General features: G+C 51.7%; 11 protein-coding genes. 8 read left to right on the top strand and 3 right to left on the bottom strand.

Annotated elements, in window-relative coordinates; all coding sequences use genetic code 11:
- Positions 1–6 precede the first annotated feature (6 nt).
- The 8 genes from H1D31_RS08935 to H1D31_RS08900 all read left to right on the top strand — a co-directional run bounded on the left by H1D31_RS08935 (position 7) and on the right by H1D31_RS08900 (position 14,412).
- On the top strand, positions 7–1,371 hold the full coding sequence (locus H1D31_RS08935) for a DUF1329 domain-containing protein (protein ID WP_261260082.1): 1,365 nt from the start codon (positions 7–9) through the stop codon (positions 1,369–1,371).
- A 92-nt stretch (positions 1,372–1,463) separates the two neighbouring features.
- On the top strand, positions 1,464–2,513 hold the full coding sequence (locus H1D31_RS08930; protein WP_261257864.1) for a WD40/YVTN/BNR-like repeat-containing protein: 1,050 nt from the start codon (positions 1,464–1,466) through the stop codon (positions 2,511–2,513).
- Between the two features lies 1 nt (position 2,514).
- Complete coding sequence (locus tag H1D31_RS08925) at positions 2,515–4,833, top strand: efflux RND transporter permease subunit (protein WP_261257862.1); 2,319 nt, start codon at positions 2,515–2,517, stop codon at positions 4,831–4,833.
- Between the two features lie 240 nt (positions 4,834–5,073).
- Positions 5,074–9,900, top strand: a complete 4,827-nt coding sequence (locus H1D31_RS08920; RefSeq protein WP_261257859.1) for an NAD-glutamate dehydrogenase — start codon at positions 5,074–5,076, stop codon at positions 9,898–9,900.
- A 72-nt stretch (positions 9,901–9,972) separates the two neighbouring features.
- Positions 9,973–10,983: a quinone-dependent dihydroorotate dehydrogenase gene (gene pyrD / locus H1D31_RS08915; RefSeq protein ID WP_261257857.1), complete on the top strand. Its 1,011-nt coding sequence runs from the start codon at positions 9,973–9,975 to the stop codon at positions 10,981–10,983.
- A 109-nt stretch (positions 10,984–11,092) separates the two neighbouring features.
- Complete coding sequence (locus H1D31_RS08910; RefSeq protein WP_261257855.1) at positions 11,093–11,608, top strand: cell division protein ZapC; 516 nt, start codon at positions 11,093–11,095, stop codon at positions 11,606–11,608.
- Positions 11,609–11,668: 60 nt separating this feature from the next.
- A complete protein-coding gene (cls, locus tag H1D31_RS08905) occupies positions 11,669–13,174 on the top strand; it encodes a cardiolipin synthase (RefSeq protein ID WP_261257853.1) in 1,506 nt (501 codons plus the stop codon).
- A gap of 23 nt (positions 13,175–13,197) precedes the next feature.
- Entirely contained in the window at positions 13,198–14,412 is a 1,215-nt protein-coding gene (locus H1D31_RS08900; protein ID WP_261257851.1) for a class I SAM-dependent methyltransferase, read from the top strand.
- A 26-nt stretch (positions 14,413–14,438) separates the two neighbouring features.
- Here the strand turns inward: H1D31_RS08900 and H1D31_RS08895 are convergent, their stop codons facing one another.
- The 3 genes from H1D31_RS08895 to ggt form a co-directional block, all read right to left on the bottom strand.
- Complete coding sequence (locus tag H1D31_RS08895; RefSeq protein WP_261257849.1) at positions 14,439–15,455, bottom strand: PHB depolymerase family esterase; 1,017 nt, start codon at positions 15,453–15,455, stop codon at positions 14,439–14,441.
- Positions 15,456–15,528: 73 nt separating this feature from the next.
- Complete coding sequence (locus tag H1D31_RS08890) at positions 15,529–16,305, bottom strand: amino acid ABC transporter (RefSeq protein ID WP_261257847.1); 777 nt, start codon at positions 16,303–16,305, stop codon at positions 15,529–15,531.
- 10 nt (positions 16,306–16,315) lie between these two features.
- The gene (gene ggt / locus H1D31_RS08885; protein ID WP_261257845.1) at positions 16,316–18,004 is read right to left on the bottom strand and encodes a gamma-glutamyltransferase; all 1,689 of its coding nucleotides are present in this window, start codon (positions 18,002–18,004) and stop codon (positions 16,316–16,318) included.
- Positions 18,005–18,028: the final 24 nt, after the last annotated feature.

Raw genomic sequence — 18,028 nt, 5'->3', positions numbered from 1 at the left:
GCGCGAATTATGAAAAAACTCACCCTATTAGCATCAGCCGTTGCGCTGGTGTTCAGTTGTAACGCTCTGGCGAAGTTACCGGCAGATCAGGTGGCGCGTCTGGGGCAGGATTTAACGCCGGTTGGTGCGGAGAAAGCAGGTAATGCTGCCGGTACCATTCCAGAGTGGACAGGCGGTATTCTGGCAGCCCCAGCGGGTTATAAGCCAGGTGATCATCATCCTAATCCGTTTGCTGATGATAAAATCCTGTTTACTATTACCAAAGCCAACCTGGACCAGTATCGGCAATTCCTGAGCCCGGGGCAGATTGCATTATTTGATCTGTATCCTGATACGTTCAAAATGAATATCTACCCAACCCGGCGCAGTGCCTCTTACCCGCAGTACTTCTATGATGCGACCAAGCGTATTGCCGCTAACGCTGAATTAGTTGAAGGTGGTAATGGTCTGCGTAATGCTGCCATTGGTATTCCGTTCCCGATCCCAAGCAATGGCCTGGAAGCGATTTGGAACCATATCGTCCGCTACCGTGGCGTTGCGGCTAGCCGTAACGGCGGTCAGGCAGCACCTACCGCGCAGGGCGCTTATACGTTAATCGGCTTTGAAGAGCAGATTATGTTTAAGTACTCGCATCCGGACGCAACTCCTGAGGCATTACAGGCTGAAAATATCCTGTTCCGTTTCAAACAAAGTGTCACGACACCTGCGCGTCTGGCCGGTACTGCTTTATTAGTACACGAAACCATGGACCAGGTGGCAACGCCGCGTCAGGCCTGGACCTATAACACCGGTCAGCGTCGGGTACGTCGCGCGCCAAACGTGGCTTACGATGCGCCAGGTACGGCATCGGATGGTCTGCGTACTACCGATGATTTTGATATGTTTAACGGCTCGCCTGACCGTTACAACTGGGAGTTAAAAGGTAAGCGCGAAATGTATATCGCTTACAATGACTACAAGTTGCACAGCAATAATCTGAAGTACTCAGATATTCTGATGCCTGGTCATATTAATCCTGAACATGTTCGTTATGAGAAACACCGGGTCTGGGTAGTGGAAGCGACCTTGAAAGAGGGTACCCGCCACGTTTATGGCAAACGGGTGTTCTTTATCGATGAGGATAGCTGGCAGATCCATGTTGCCGATCTGTACGACAACCGTGGTGATCTGTACCGCGTTGCCGTGGCGCATGGTTTAAACTACTACGAAGTACCAACGCACTGGAGTACGCTGGAAGTTTACCATGACCTGAACTCGCGCCGTTATATCGCGATTGGTCTGGATAACGAAGATAAGATGTATGATTTCTCTGTCACCTTATCTGATAACGACTTCACACCAGCATCGCTGCGTCGTGAGGGTACCCGCTAAACCGGGTGCCGGAAAAAGGCTGGCTCGAGCCAGCCTTTTTTTTAACTGCAGGCATCAGCCTGCGCTTGATAATCAGAGCGTGTAACTAAGCTATGCATAAGTATTTTCTGGCCGGCTGTATGTCGGTGTTGTCCCTGACCCATCTGGCCGCAGCCGTTGCCGAAACTGACGATGAAATTGCCGATGCCGCACCCAAGGCGGCCTTTATGGTGCCACTGGCCGAGCGCAGTTTATTGACGGATGTGGTCGCGATCCCAACGGCAGGTTTTGCTGCGGTCGGAGAGCGCGGTCATATATTGTTAAGTGCGGATGGCCAGCAATGGCAACAGGCACAGGTACCGGTGCAGGCCCTGCTGACCTCTGTCTATTTTGTCGATGCGGATTATGGTTGGGCCGTTGGGCATGATGCCACTATTCTGCATACTCAGGATGGCGGCAAGAGCTGGCAGATCCAGCAGTTTTTGCCACAACTCGACAAGCCATTAATGGATGTCTATTTCTTTGACCGCCAGCGTGGCATGGCCATTGGTGCTTACGGCATGTTCTATACCACTCAGGATGGCGGTGACAGCTGGCACAAGGCCTTTTATCTGGCACTGGCTTCGGAAGAAGATCAGGAGTTTCTGGCTGAGTTGGCAGAAACCGATCCGGAAGGCTATATGCTGGAGCGTGAGTCGGTACTGCCGCATTTTAACCGTTTAATGGTGCAGGGCGATGAAATCCTGATGGTGGGCGAAGCGGGTTTTGTCGCTGTTAGTCAGGATGGCGGAGAAAACTGGCAACGGCTGGAGAATTTTTATAACGGCTCCTTGTTTGATGTGCATCGCACCAAGCAGGGCTCGTTACTGGTAGCGGGGCTGCGCGGGAATCTATTCCGCAGTACAGATGACGGCGAAAGCTGGCAAGATATCAGTTTACCGCAATCGGCAACGCTAAATAGCATCTTTGAGGATGAACAGGGACAACTTTTCCTGACCGGTAATGCCGGCACCCTGTTACTCAGTGGCGACGATGGGCAATCATTTCGCGATCTGTCGCAAACTGACGGTCGGGCAATTTTAAATGGTCTGCCGCTGGCAGGACAGTTGGTGCTGGTGACGGAAACTGGTGTGAGATTAACCTCGATAAGTAAGTCTGAATAATATGAGTATAAATTGGCTGGTTAATAAGTTCGAATATAGCCTGTTTCGACATCGCCTGGCGGTGCTGGTGCTGTTTGCGCTGGCCACGCTGTTTCTATTATGGCGGGCCACAGACATCAAGCTCGACGCGGCCTTTAGTAAGAATATTCCGCTCAAGCATGAATATATGCAAACCTACCTCAAGCATGAGCAGGATTTTGGTGGCGCCAATAACATCCTGATCGCCATGTGTGATGCCAGTGGTGATATTTTTAATGCCAACTTCTTTGATAACTTCCGCCGTGCTCACGATGATGTGGTGTATACGCCGGGGGTGGAACGGGTACTGGTTAAATCACTGTTTAGCCCCAGTACACGCTTTATTGAAGTGGTCGAAGACGGTTTTGCCGGCGGCCCGGTGATCCCGGCTGATTTTACCGCCGATGCTGAAGGTTTGGCCCGGGTTAAAGAAAACGCCGAAAAAGCGGGCATTGTCGGTCGCATGGTGGCAGATGATTATAGCTGTGCGATGATCACCGCCTCCTTACTGGAGATCGATCCGGAAACCAACTTACCACTTAATACCATCGCCTTTGCCGGCAAGCTGGAAAATGACATCCGCGCTAAATATCAGAGTGAGCAGATCAGCGTCCATATTATTGGTTTTGCCAAGATGGTTGGCGATGTCGCTGAAGGTGCAAAGGGCGTAGTAGCGTTCTTTGGTATTGCCATAGTGATTACCACTATTATGGTGTTCCTGTTCTCGCGCTCAGTGATGTTAACGGTACTACCGATAGCCTGTTCCCTGATTGCGGTAGTCTGGCAGATGGGGCTGTTAACCGTGCTGGGCTTTGGGATCGATCCGATGTCGATTCTGGTGCCATTCCTGGTATTTGCTATCGGCGTCAGCCATGGCGTGCAGATGATCAACTCCACCGGGAAAAGGGTTGCCGCCGGCATGAATGCCAAGGCCGCCGCACAAGCCAGTTTCCGTAAGTTACTGGTACCAGGCGGCGTGGCCTTGTTGTCAGATACGGTCGGCTTCCTGACGCTGCTGATTATCGAAATCGGCGTGATCCGCGAACTGGCGATTACTGCCAGTCTGGGTGTGGCGGTGATTATCCTGACTAACCTGGTCCTGCTACCGGTGTTAATGTCTTTTGTACGTTTTAGCAAGAGCTATCAGCAGCGGGTGTCAGAGCCAAGCCCGGCTACCGAGAAAATCTGGCATGCGTTATCGGCCCTCGCCACCCGCCGGTATGCTGCAGTGATCCTGGTTTGTACAGCCGCGCTGTTTGCTTACGGTTATTGGCAGAGCCAGCAGCTGAAAATTGGCGATCTGCATGCCGGCGCGCCGGCGCTGCATGAAGACTCGCGTTATAACCAGGACACCTTTTTGATCACCGACCGCTTTGCGATCTCGGTCGACTATATCAATGTGATGGTTGAGAGTATCCCAAGTGCCTGTACCAGCCATGACATTATGGACCGGATCGATCAGTTCCAGTGGTTAATGGAGAATGTGCCCGGCGTACAGTCTGCGGTGTCTTTGTCCTCGGTATCCAAAGTGATTAACGCCGCCTATAACGAAGGCAATACGAAATGGCGGGTGTTACCGCGCAATACCCAGAGTCTGGTACAGGCGTCGTCACGGGTTGAAACCAGTACCGGCCTGTTAAACGCCGATTGCTCGGTGATGCCGGTGATGATTTTCCTGGAAGATCATAAAGCAGAAACCATAGAGCGGGTTGTGCGCGCTGCCAAGTTACACGGTGCTGAACTGGGTGATGCCGATACCCGCTTTATGTTAGCCACCGGGCCTGCTGGTGTTATGGCCGCTACCAACGAGGCGGTAAGTGCCGCCCAGCAACCGATGATGTGGTATGTTTATCTTGCGGTGATAGTGCTTTGTTTGCTGAGCTTCCGCTCTGTGAAAGCGACCGCTGCTGTGATTATCCCACTGTATGTGGTGTCGGTATTGGCAACGGCGCTAATGACCAAACTGCAGATCGGCTTAACCGTTTCGACCTTACCGGTTATTGCGCTGGGTGTCGGTATCGGTGTTGACTATGGTATCTATATCCTGTCGACGATGAGCCAACAGCTGCGCGATGGTATGCCGCTGCGCCAGGCCTATTTTGAAGCGCTGAAAGAGCGCGGCAGCGCCGTACTCTTTACCGGTATTACACTGGCGATAGGTGTCAGCACCTGGGTATTCTCAGCGTTGAAGTTCCAGGTAGACATGGGGATCCTGTTGACCTTTATGTTTATTGTAAACATGTTAGGGGCGATAGTAGTACTACCGGCACTGGCTGCATTTTTCTGGCGCAAAAATAATTAAAAAATATTTTTGCAAATAATTATGCAATGAAAACCAAGAAAATGGCCGAAAGGCCATTTTCTATTTAGAGCCATTGAATAATCAGCCAGAACTGCCTGCAATTCAGTGGTATAACCAGCTTAAAAGCCACAAATATCGCTTCAAAAGCGCTACAATAGCTACTACACTGCGCAGCTTAAAACATCCCCGTTAATTTTGTGGATCCTGCAATGTCGCAGTGATTGATAAAAGGATGCAATAATGGCAAAGATAGACGGTCTACCCTCAGTACTACTACAAAATGTCAGCAAACTCATCAAACAAAAAGTAAAAGAGCAGGTCGAGCTGGTCGATAAATTTTCCCATACTTTGTATGGCAATATTTCCAGTGAAGATTTGGTAGGTCGTAACGACAGTGATCTGTACGGTGCGGCATTAAGTTTGTGGCAAACCTTTAACCAACATGCCGAACCACAGGCGCGGATCCGGGTGTTCAATCCGGAAATTGCCCGTCATGGCTGGGAATCCAAGCACACCATTGTTGAAATCGTGGTGCAGGACATGCCGTTTCTGGTCGATTCGGTGCGGATGGCACTAAACCGGCACAATATTACTGCGCATTTACTGTTGCATTATCCGCTGCAAACCAAACGTGATAGCAAAAACGCCATCACTGACTTCGCGAAGCTGGGTCGCTTAGCCGACGCCAGTACCCAGCAAACCGTATTCCATATTGAAATTGATCGTATGACCGATGCTGATGCAATAGCGGCGTTAAAGGCGGAACTGCTGTCGGTCATGGAAGATGTGTCGCTGGCAGTGCAGGATTGGCAGCCGGCGCGGCAAAAGCTGTTAGATGTGATCAAAGCCTTACCTAAACATGCCGGTAAGGCATCGGCAGCTGAGCTGGCCGAAACCACCGAGTTTTTAAACTGGCTGGTAAAAGATAATTTTACGCTGCTGGGTTACCGCTCGTATGAAATCAAGCCGGTAAAAGGTGATTACCAGATTGTCGGTGACCGTGATTCGGCACTGGGTTTGATGCGCCGCTCTGAGCCTCGTGATCTGATGCTGTCGGAATTACCGGAGCGCGGCCGTCAGCAAGCGCTGTCCAGTGGCTTGTTGATCCTGACGAAAACCAATGCTAAATCGCGGGTCCATCGTCCAGCCTATATTGACTATATCGGTGTGAAGCGTTTTGACAAAAACGGCAAGGTGGTCGGTGAGGACCGCTTTATCGGCTTATATTCATCTAGTCTGTATAACAACAGCGCTGCCGATATTCCACTGCTGAAAAACAAGCTGCAACAGGTGATGGAGCAGTCTGAGTTTGCAGTGGGGACCCACGCCTATAAAGCCTTACTGAATATTCTGGAAACCTATCCCCGCGATGAGCTGATCCAGGCCAATGCTGACGAATTGTTAGACGTAAGCCGTGGTGTGTTGCAAATGCAGGAAAGGGATATGACACGGCTGTTTGTGCGTGAAGATACCTTTGGCCGCTTTGTGACGGCGATGGTGTATGTACCGCGTGAGCGCTACAACACCCAGTTGCGTAAAGACACCCAGGCCATCCTGGCGCAGGCCTTTGGTTCAACCGAGCCGGTTGAATTTACGACCTATTTTTCAGAATCTGTGTTGGCCCGCACCCATTATCTGGTGCGGATCAACGATAGCCAAGTCGAGTATAATGTGAAAGAAATCGAACGTAATCTGGTTGAAGCCGCCCGCACCTGGGAAGATAAACTGGAAACAGCTTTGATCGGTGTGTACGGCGAAGCCCGCGGTCGCGAGTTAAGCCGCAAGTATGTTAATGCCTTCCCGCGCGCCTATAAAGAAGACATGTTGCCGAATGATGCGCTGGTCGACATCGGTAAACTGGAATCTTTATCTGCCGAACATAAACTGGAAATGTTGTTCTACCGGCCACAGGAAGAGGGCAAGGACAGTAAAGCTGTGCGGCTGAATCTGTTCCATAAAGATCACCCAATCCATTTGTCTGATGTGTTGCCGATGCTGGAAAACTTTGGTTTACGGGTTATCGGTGAAACACCTTATGCTGTTAAGTGCCCGGACGGCTCGGTGAGCTGGATCCTGAACTTCGCAATGGAGTTAAACGGTGAAGTGCCTGCCGATTTCGCCGCTGCGTCGCAAAGCTTTCAGGACTCACTGACGAAAGTCTGGGCGGGCCAACTGGAAGATGACGGCTTTAACCGCCTGATCCTCGGCGCTGGTCTGAGCGGGCGTGAAGCCTCTATTCTGCGTGCCTACGCCAAATATAAGCGCCAGATTGGCAGCACCTTTAGTCAGAGCTATGTTGAGAGCACCTTTGCCCGTTATGCGACCCTGGCCGGTTTACTGGTACAGTTGTTTAATGCCAAGTTCTCACCCAGTGAAAAAACCAGCGCCAAACAGCTGGAGAAACTGGAAGAGCAAATCGCCGCTCAGCTGGAAAATGTGGCTAACCTCGATGACGACCGCATTATCCGGCGTTTTGTCGATATGATTAACGCTACCCTGCGTACTAACTTCTTCCAGCGTTATGACGACGGTGCTGAGAAACCTTATATTTCCTTTAAGATAAAACCTGATCTGATCCCGGAAATGCCGTTGCCAATGCCGATGTTTGAAATCTTTGTCTACTCACCACGGGTTGAAGGTGTGCATCTGCGTTTCGGTAAGGTCGCCCGTGGCGGTTTACGCTGGTCTGATCGACGCGAAGATTTCCGTACCGAAGTGCTGGGCCTGGTAAAAGCACAGCAGGTGAAAAACACCGTGATCGTGCCATCTGGTGCCAAGGGCGGTTTTGTTTGTAAGAAGTTGCCGGAAACCGGCGGTCGCGAAGCCTTTATCAATGAAGGTAAAGAGTGTTACCGCACCTTTATCCGCGGCTTGCTGGACATTACCGACAATATTAAACAGGGTCAGATCGTGCCGCCAAAAGATGTGGTGCGTTTAGATGAAGATGATCCTTACCTGGTTGTTGCGGCCGACAAAGGTACGGCGACCTTCTCGGATATTTCTAATGGTATCTCGGAAGATTACGGTTTCTGGCTGGGCGATGCCTTTGCCTCCGGCGGTTCGAACGGCTATGACCATAAGAAAATGGGCATCACGGCCCGTGGCGGCTGGGAAGCAGTAAAACGGCACTTCCGCGAAATTGGTATCGATTGCCAGACCACTGATTTCACCTGTGTTGCTATTGGTGATATGGCCGGTGACGTGTTCGGTAATGGTATGTTGCTGTCTAAGCATATTCGCTTACAGGCTGCCTTTAACCATATGCATATCTTTATTGATCCGAATCCGGATGCGGCCAGCTCCTTTAAAGAGCGTGAGCGTTTATTTAATCTGCCGACATCTACCTGGGATGATTATGATAAAGCACTGATTTCTGAAGGCGGTGGCGTGTTCGCCCGTAGCGCCAAGTCAATTAAGTTAAGTCCGCAAATGAAAGAGATGCTGGGCACGACCAAAACGACCATGACGCCAAATGAGCTGATCCGGGAATGTTTGATGATGCCGGTCGACCTGATTTGGAACGGCGGTATCGGTACTTACGTCAAAGCCAGCAACGAAACCCATGCTGAAGTCGGTGACCGTGGTTCGGAAGCGCTGCGGGTTAACGGCCGCGAGCTGCGCGCGCGGATCTTCGGCGAAGGGGGCAACCTGGGTTGTACCCAGCGTGGCCGGATTGAATATGCGGCCAACGGTGGTCGTATCAATACCGATTTCGTCGATAACGTGGGCGGTGTAACCTGTTCGGATAACGAAGTTAATATCAAGATCCTGTTAAACTCCCTGACGGCAGCCGGTGATTTAACGCTAAAACAGCGTAATAAATTACTAAATGATATGACCGATGATGTGGCTGCGATCGTGATCGGCGATTGTTACCGGCAAACCCAGAGTATCAGTCTGTCGTCGCTGTTAGGTTCTGAACAGATCAAGGAATATACCCGCTTTATCCATGCCCTGGAGAAAGACGGTAAGTTAAACCGTGAGCTGGAGTTCCTGCCATCTGATGACGACCTGGCCGATCGGATGGCCAAAGGCATGGGGTTAACCCGTCCTGAACTGGCGATCCTGACTGCTTACGGTAAGATGGTGTTAAAAGAGCGTTTAGTGACGCCGGAAATTTCGGATAATCCTTACTTCCAGCAGTTGTTAACCGGTGCCTTCCCGGCAGTATTACAACAGAAGTTTGGCAAGGAAATCAGTCAGCATCCGTTGAAAGCCGAGATCGTGGCCACCAAGCTAGCCAATATGCTGGTTAACGAAATGGGCCCGAACTTTGTGCAACGGATGTTTGAAGAAACCGGTGCCAGCGTAGCGGAAGTGGCCATTTGTTATGCCATAGTGCGAGAGCTGTTCGATGTAGCCAAGCACTGGCAGCAGTTGGAGCAACTGGATAATAAAGTGTCGGCGGCACTGCAAAGCCGGGTCTTGTTCCAGTTACGCCGTACCATGCGCCGGGCTACCCGCTGGTTTGTGCGTCACCGCGACAAGGCGCTGGATATTAACCAGACCATTAAGTTCTTTAAACCGGCTTACGAGAGCATCAGTAAAGATCTGGCCAAGTATATGGCCGAACGCGAGATGCAGGAGCTGACTGAGAAATGTAACGAGCTGACAGAGCAGGGGATCCCAGCGACTGTGGCACGTTATCTGACGCAGTTAAGTACCGTATTCTCGGTAATGGATATCGCACAGGTTGCCGACGCCCAGCAGACGCCACTACCGATGGTAGCGGAAATTTACTTCAAACTGGGTGATAAACTGGATCTACACTGGTTCCTGGAGCAAATTACCCGGCAACCGGTGGCAAACCACTGGCAGGCGTTGGCACGGGCTTCGTACCGTGAAGAGCTGGATTGGCAGCAACGGGGTTTAACCTCAGTGGTGGTGAAGAGCTGTGGCAGTGTCTGTAATGCCGATGACATTATCCAGAACTGGCTGGATCAGCATCAGCATCTGGTTGAACGCTGGCGGTTAATGTTGTCAGAGTTTAAGACTACGCAAAGCCATGAGTTTGCGAAGTTTTCAGTAGCAATGCGTGAACTGATGTTGTTAAGTCAGTCGGTCTGACGCTGTTAACTTTAGTCTGAAGTCATTACAATACCCCGCTTAGCCGGGGTATTTTTTATTGCAGGATTTGTTATGTTCTATCCAGTTGCCAGAAAAGTGTTGTTTAGTTGTGATGCCGAACGCTCACATGATTTTGCCCTTGGCAGTTTAAAGCGCTTGGCAAATACGCCGCTGTCTGCGTTATGGCGGCAACAGTTGGTCGCCAAACCGAAAACGGTAGCCGGTATCCGCTTTGAAAATCCGGTTGGTCTGGCCGCAGGGCTGGATAAAAATGCTGATTGTATTGCTGCCTTTGCCCAGATGGGCTTTGGTTTTCTGGAAGTGGGTACCGTGACGCCAAGGCCACAGGAGGGCAACCCGAAACCACGGATGTTCCGCTTGCCGCAGGCTGAAGCCATTATTAACCGCATGGGTTTTAATAATAAAGGCGTCGATTATCTGGTTAACAATGTCAAACACAGCCAGTTTAAAGGCGTACTAGGCATTAATATCGGCAAGAATAAGGACACGCCAAACGAACAGGGCAAAGACGACTATGTGCACTGTATGCGTAAGGTTTATCCCTATGCCAGCTATATTACGGTCAATATTTCATCGCCCAATACCCCCGGTCTGCGCGACCTGCAATTCGGTGAAGCGTTATTTGATTTATTACAAAGCGTTAAGAATGAACAGTTAGATTTGCAGGCACACTATGATAACTATGTGCCAGTCTTTGTAAAAATCGCGCCGGATATGGACAGCGTCGCGGTAGAGCAGGTGGCAGAGACCTTACTGCGCAGTAAAATGGATGGCGCCATTGCCACCAATACCACCCTGGATCGTAGCCTGGTAGCTGGATTAAAATATGCGGACGAAGCCGGTGGCTTAAGTGGCAAGCCAGTGCAACAGCGTAGCACAGCGGTATTAACCCAGCTGCGCCAGGCTGTCGGCAAAGATTTTCCGATTATTGGTGTTGGCGGGATCCATGATGTCAGCTCTGCCCAACAAAAACTGGCGGCGGGCGCCGACTTGTTGCAGCTGTATACCGGTTTTATCTACGGCGGGCCGGCGCTGGTAAAATCAATCGTTGATGCGTTATAAAGATCCGTCGCTGATCAACATTTTTTAGACATAAATAATCTTTAACTTTTTGATCAGCGTGCTATATTAGTGCTAATTACTGCGTAGTCTGACCAGATTTAGGAGAGCGATGTTAACGCCGTCAGAGCAATGGACCTGGTATTACTGCCCACAGCAAGATCGGCTGCTACTGGATATTGATGACCAGTTGCAGTTTAGCTCTGAGCTGTCTGCTGCCAACCTGAATGACAAACCCGTCCGCCAGCCATTTTCACTGGCGGAAGCGGAAGCGTTCTGGCGTTTTCATGAAGCGCTGCAGCCAGTCATTGTTGATGATGCCCTGCGCTTTGAACTCTGTTTACATGCCCTTGCTAATCGTTACCGGCAACTGAGTGCCCATAAAAGCTGGTATTTCGCGACCCAGCGGGCGCAGGATAGCGGTTTGTATCAATTGGTGCAGTTGCAAGGTAAAGATACCTTACTGGCTTTGGTTGTGGCCTCGGATCTGGAATGTGTCGAATGCTTGTTGCTTGAAGACGGCGAGTCGTTAGCAGGCAAACAGCTTAGCCGCCATACCGTGATCCGCGTGCTGCGCAACCGCGCCTTGCCGACTGAGGTTGATGTCGGTTATGCCCGTACCGCCTGATGCGGTCACATACTCAACTGCAGACACAGTGTTAGGCCGCTCTGAGCTGGCTGTCACCGCATGTTAAAAATCAAATCTCTGTTACAGCAAGCCTTTGCCCGGCAGCCATTGGTTGACGGCAGGCGGGTGGGCGGCCTTAGTAAAAGGCGCCGCTTTTTGCTGTTGCTGTTAGCCTTATTCCACCTTTCCGGTGCCTTATCGTCGCTGGATGCCCTGATGTCGTCGCGCACCGCTCAGGGCAGTATCGCCTGGATTATTTCCCTCAATACCTTTCCCTATGCGGCAGTGCCTGCTTATTGGATCTTTGGCCGCAGTCGTTTTCAGGGCTATGTTATCTCGCGTCAGGAAACCGAGCATGAGCTGTTTAACAAGCATCAGTTAAAAGCATCCGGGGTTGAGGATTTTGTATTACACAGCATTCGCGATCGCGGCAGTTTGCAAGCAGTGGAACGCCTGGCCAAGATGCCGTTTTTACGCGGTAACAGCGCGCAACTGCTAATCGATGGCGAGCAAACCTTTGCCAGTATCTTTGACGGTATTCGCCAGGCACAGCAGTATGTGCTGGTGCAGTTCTATATTGTGCGTGATGATCAGCTCGGTCGGCAGTTACAGCAACTGCTGATTGAAAAAGCCCGTCAGGGCGTGCAGGTATACTTTTTATATGATGAAATCGGCAGTTATCGCTTACCGCAAAGCTATTTACGTGCAATGACCGATGCCGGTGTCGCAGTACGGCCTTTTCATTCCACCAAGGGCGCGGGCAATCGGTTTCAGCTGAATTTTCGTAATCACCGTAAAATCGTGATTGCCGATGGTAAACAGGGCTGGTTGGGCGGTTTTAATGTCGGTGATGAATACTTAGGGCAGGTCGCGCGTTACGGCCAGTGGCGGGATACCCATTTAAAACTCACTGGTCCCGGCGTGCTGGCACTGCAATTGTCTTTTGTCGAAGATTGGTATTGGACCGCCGAAACCATCCCGGCGCTTTACTGGCAGGCAGAAGCGGCGGCGCAAGGGGATATCCCGGTATTGATCTTGCCATCGGGGCCAGCTGATCGCTTTGAAACTGCCAGCTTACTGATCCAGCATGCGTTACACAGTGCCAGAGAGCGGATTTGGATCGCCAGTCCGTATTTTGTGCCAGACGAGGGGACCCTGGCGGCACTGAAGCTGGCAGCGCTGCGCGGGGTGGATGTGCGGATCCTGATCCCGGAGCGCACTGATAATCTGCTGGTTACTCAGGCGGCCTACGCCTTTATTGGCCCTTTACTGGATGCTGGTGTTAAAATCTATCGTTATCAGCAGGGCTTTTTACATGCGAAGAGTTTTTTGGTCGATCAGCAGCTCAGTGCTATTGGCACCGTCAATCTGGATAACCGCTCGTTCCGGCTGAACTTTGAAATTACTGCGCTGCTGTTAGATGAGGCGTTTAATGCTGAGGTTGCGACCATGTTTGTTGCTGATTTTCAACGTTCCCGGCAAATGAGCCTGACGGAAATTATTGAACGGCCGTGGTGGCTGCGCGCAGTATCGCGCGCCGCGCATCTGATGGCCCCGGTTTTATAGCACCGATTTTTAGGAGAACACTGTTGGCTGAACATCAGGCCGCCTGGCTAAGTTTTACCGCCCTGTTAAACGACAGTCTGCAACAACAGCAGCTGGTCAAGCTGGTGTTAAGCAAATACCAGGGCACGGAGCCAGCATTACAGCGGCTGGAGGTTACACCGGTACAGTTAAAGGACAGCTGGCAGCTGAAATTTCTGTATCAATATCAAACTAACCATGTGACTAAGAACTACCCGGCAGCGCAGGCAGCGACTGTGCTGGACGGCCTGCTGACAGAGTTTGCGCAAGCTAATCTGCAAAGTACCCAGCATAGCGCGCAACTGTCGAAAAGTAAAAAAGGCAAGTATCTGCTGGCCACTAAGCAACAGGCACAAACGGCCAAAATCGAGAGTCATAACAGAGCCAAGCAACGCTACGTTGAACAAAGCCGGCCATTCTTAACGGCGTTAGGCGTCACCGATAGCCGTGGTGAGATCATTCCGTCGATGTCGAATAAGTGGAAGCAGATCAATAAGTTTATTGAAATTCTCTCCGGCGCAGTAAAAGACACCGGCTTGTTAGAACGCGCCGAGCTGCATGTGGCGGATTTTGGTTCAGGTAAGGCGTATCTGACCTTTGCGATGCATGACTATTTCCGGCATAGCGCCGGCATCGCGGCGCAGGTAACAGGGGTGGAGCTCAGACAGTCGCTGGTTGACCTGTGTAATAACACTGCGACTCAGTTGCAGCTCGATGGCATCCGGTTTGCCCAAGGCGATGTAAAGCATTTTAAAGCGCAGGGCATTAACGTGATGGTGGCGCTGCACGCCTGCGATACCGCCACCGATTATGCTATCCATATGGGTATTCGCACCGGCGCCGAAATTATTATGTGTTCACCGTGTTGCCACAAGGAGATCCGGCCACAGGTGCAGCTACCCGCAGTACTGTCACCCATGTTACAGCATGGTATTCATTTGGGTCAGGAGGCTGAGATGCTGACCGACAGTCTGCGCGCACTGCTGCTGGAGGCCTATGGTTATGATACCAAGGTGTTTGAATTTATTTCACTGGAGCATACCAGTAAAAATAAAATGATCCTGGCGACCCGGCGACAAAAACCAAAACCCCGAGCGCCGATCCTGGCACAGATTGCGGCGTTAAAGCAGTTTTATGGGGTCCGTCAGCACTGTCTGGAGCAACTGCTGCAGCACAGTGCTGATGAAAATGCAGCCGATGAGGTAACACCGGCAACCTAGAGTGACATCAATAAACAGCAACAGCACTAGCGCCGCTGTTGCAGGGCATCCACTAACTGTTTTACCGCTTTTATTTGCTCGCCGGCATTAGTCGCGTAATCCTCGCCACTATAGCCCCACCAATCCCAGCAGCCATTCGGGTTAAAGGGCGACATCGCACTTTTCTCAACCTGTGGATACAGGATCACCAGCTGATTGCTATCGGCATATTCGTTCAAGCCGGTATACCGGATAAAGGCATCACCCACCTGGCTGGCGTCCTGACGGCAACCATGAAAACTGACGTGCAAGCGACAGTTGTTACCCGAGGCACAGGCCGTTGGCACATACAGATAACCATACTGTGCTAATTGGCCGCGGGCAGCACTGGCCAGCTGGTGCTGATCAAATTTCAGCAAGGTGCCACTGGTTTTGCTGGCGGCGTCCTGTAGCTCACCAAGCAGATGGGATAGCAATTTGCCAGCAGCGTCATACTCACAGCTGGCAACAAAGGGTGCCTCGGATTTATTACAGTCGGTTAAACCGCTTTTAGCCGTCGGAAAATGATGGGCAAAGGGCTGGTCGTTAACCCATACCAGCTGCTCAGCCGGCAGCCATTGCTGATATTGTTGGTACAGGGCGGCGCTGACTTGCGGCAACACGGTGCTGTCGGCACTCCCGCTAAAGATCCAGACCCTGCTATTTACCAGCGCTGCCGGCGCTGCCAGCTTGCCGGCTTGTTGCTGTTGCTCAAGGTAAGCGTTGATCGCCTGTAGATCCGGTGCTGCGGTTGCCTGATTCATACAGTGTGCTAACGCCTGACGTAAATCATTACGCGCACAGTACACCGGGCCTGCCGCCAGGATGGCCGCACCGGAAACCTCAGGAGCAAACGCCAAATGGAACTGTGCTGCCATGTAGCCGCCGGATGATAACCCCGACACCGTCAGCGACGGTGACAGCTTAAGCTCCGGGACCGCTTGTAAATCGGGAAGAGCGGCCGCCTGAGCCGCGACACTGCACAGCATGGCAGTACTGAAAACACTGGGAATAAAAGGGCGCATAGTCACTCCAAAGGAAATACGCTACCAGCTTAGTTGCTGTGTCACGTCTGGCAATAATGCTTTAGTACAGCTGCTATTGCTGTGGCTGCTGTAAATAGTCCAGATAACGGTTGGTATCCCGCTGTTGCGCTACCTGTTGCCAGATCCTGACAGCAAGATCCGGATTTTGCTGATAAAAGGCCTTACTGAACATCAAATAACCAACCGAGTGGTACACCGGTGTCGGGTAGATCTGCAGCGGTCGCAACAGTAGCTCGGCGGGCTCGACATTGATGCCGTTCAACTCACAGAGCACTGTGGTGGCGTCCACGCGTCCTGAGCTGACTAATTCCAACGCATGGCCAATTGAATCGGCAGATACCTCAATATGGGGGCCGGGCATCGGCAAGGGGCGGTAGCCAAGTGGGCGGGCCAGGGCAAACTCGCGCTGTTGACTCAGTTTCTCCGGTAGCAAACCCTGTTGATGATAAGTCAGACACAGTCTAAAGCTACTCATGGCCAGACTCTCATCGGGTTGACCATCAGGGCGTCGTGGCGCCTGCATATAGTGGTCGCGCTCGCTGGCATATTCCGCTACCAGCGCATCGACCTGATTGGCTTCCAGTTGCGCCAGGCAGCGTAGCCAAGGTTGGCGGATCAGAACTAGCTCGATGTTAGTAGCCTTTGCTACTGCTTGCAGATGCTCGATAGCGGCGCCAGGCTGTGGCGCAGGCAAGTCACCGTGGCCATTATAAAAGGGTAACAGCGGTTTATCTTCATAGCAAAACCGCAGACTGGCGGTATCAGCCATGGCCTTGTTTTGCCAAAGCAGAGTGGTAACCAATAACAGACTAGAATAAAGATACTGCATAGGGCGACCGTTACGGCTGGCCTGGCGGCGCGGCGATAAGCCTTGTCGCGCCGCGACCACGCGGATCGGACACCGCTTGTGTGCCATCCTGATTAAGCAGGATCAGTTGGATATCGCCTAAGTCCCAGTTTGGCGTATGCAACGAATAACCGCGGGCGGTCAATTCAGCTTGTACCGGTTCAGCCAGAGCTTGCACACTTTCCATCCGGATCTGATCTTTTGGCAGCAGCTGGTGGTGAAAGCGGGGTGCGGCCACAGCGTGTTCTGCTGTCATGTTAAAGTCATACAAATTATTTATCACTTGAAAAATACTGGTAAAAATCGTCGAGCCACCCGGCGTACCGATCACCAGCTCCGGTTGATTATCTTTTAACACTATAGTCGGTGTCATCGAAGACAGCATCCGTTTACCCGGTGCTATCGCGTTAGCATCGCTGCCGACCACGCCAAAAGCATTAGGCACACCTGGCTTGGCAGAAAAATCATCCATTTCGTTATTCAATAAAAAACCAGCACCGCTGACTACCACACCACTGCCATAATCCAGATTCAGGGTGTAGGTATTGGAGACGGCATTGCCGGCATGATCAACAATCGAAAAGTGCGTAGTTTGCTCTGATTCCAGACCTGGTTTAATGGTCTCAGTGGCCGATATAGCTTTGGGATTGATCTCCTGAGCCCGCCGGGCCAGGTAGTCAGGCGCCAGCAATTTTTGGCTCGGCACCTCGGTAAAGGCCGGATCGCCCAGATAGTCGGCCCGATCGGCAAACACCCGTTTCGCAATCTCAGCCATCAGGTGTACATACTGGGCGGAATTGTGTGCCACACCTTGAAAATGTTGTTGATTCAGCTCTTTGAGCGTCAGTAACTGCTGTAAGGCAATTCCGCCTGAACTGGGGGGCGGTGCGGTGATAAGCTGCCGGTCACGCCAGCGCGTTACCAGAGGGGTACGCCAGACTGCTTGATAGGCAGCGAGGTCTGCCATCGAGATCAAGCCTCCACCACGCTGCATTTCGGCAACAATCAACTCAGCGGTTTTGCCCTGATAAAAGTCGTTCGGGCCTTCGGTGGCGAGGCGTTTTAACGTCGCGGCCAACTCAGCTTGCACAAAGCGTTCACCCGGCTGCATCTTGCCAAAGTAGTCAACAAAATTGGTTTTACCGGCAAAGCGTTGCAGCATATCGCCTTCATACAGATAGGCTTTATCTGGCACAATAAAACCCTGTTCAGCCAGTTGGATCGCTGGCGCCAGCAATTCCGGCCAGCTCTTACTGCCAAATAATTGATGTAATTGCCACATGCCCATCACCGTGCCCGGCACGCCGGACGCCTGATGGCCAATTAAACTGAGGTTTTCAATCACCTCACCTTCGGCATTCAGGTACATATCGCGGTGTGCTCTGGCCGGAGCCGTTTCCCGGTAATCCAGGAAATAGGCCTTGCCATTAAACCATAAGGTCAGAAAGCCACCGCCACCCAGATTACCCGCCTCTGGATAGGTGACTGCCAGGGTAAAGGCTGTGGCAACAGCGGCATCGACTGCATTACCACCCTGGCGCAAGATTTCAGCCGCCACTTGTGCACCATACTGATCCGGGCTGGCCACGGCGGCAGTGAGCTGCTGTGTTTTGGTTGTCGCGTTAAGATGTAGGCTTGCCAGAATAAGGCAACTGATAAGGCTGATTTGACGCAATAACATAGGCAGGGATCGGCTTGTTAACTT

It is taken from the genome of Alishewanella sp. BS5-314 (assembly GCF_025377695.1).
Taxonomy (GTDB): domain Bacteria; phylum Pseudomonadota; class Gammaproteobacteria; order Enterobacterales; family Alteromonadaceae; genus Alishewanella; species Alishewanella aestuarii.
This window is presented reverse-complemented; position numbering and strand designations above follow the sequence as displayed.

Bases quoted from the DNA above. Each gene is read 5' to 3' on its own strand.
- H1D31_RS08910 (WP_261257855.1), top strand. From the start codon at position 11,093: ATGTTAACGCCGTCAGAGCAATGGACCTGGTATTACTGCCCACAGCAA.
- pyrD (WP_261257857.1), top strand. From the start codon at position 9,973: ATGTTCTATCCAGTTGCCAGAAAAGTGTTGTTTAGTTGTGATGCCGAA.
- H1D31_RS08890 (WP_261257847.1), bottom strand. From the start codon at position 16,305: ATGCAGTATCTTTATTCTAGTCTGTTATTGGTTACCACTCTGCTTTGG.
- H1D31_RS08925 (WP_261257862.1), top strand. From the start codon at position 2,515: ATGAGTATAAATTGGCTGGTTAATAAGTTCGAATATAGCCTGTTTCGA.
- cls (WP_261257853.1), top strand. From the start codon at position 11,669: ATGTTAAAAATCAAATCTCTGTTACAGCAAGCCTTTGCCCGGCAGCCA.
- H1D31_RS08930 (WP_261257864.1), top strand. From the start codon at position 1,464: ATGCATAAGTATTTTCTGGCCGGCTGTATGTCGGTGTTGTCCCTGACC.
- H1D31_RS08895 (WP_261257849.1), bottom strand. From the start codon at position 15,455: ATGCGCCCTTTTATTCCCAGTGTTTTCAGTACTGCCATGCTGTGCAGT.
- H1D31_RS08920 (WP_261257859.1), top strand. From the start codon at position 5,074: ATGGCAAAGATAGACGGTCTACCCTCAGTACTACTACAAAATGTCAGC.
- ggt (WP_261257845.1), bottom strand. From the start codon at position 18,004: ATGTTATTGCGTCAAATCAGCCTTATCAGTTGCCTTATTCTGGCAAGC.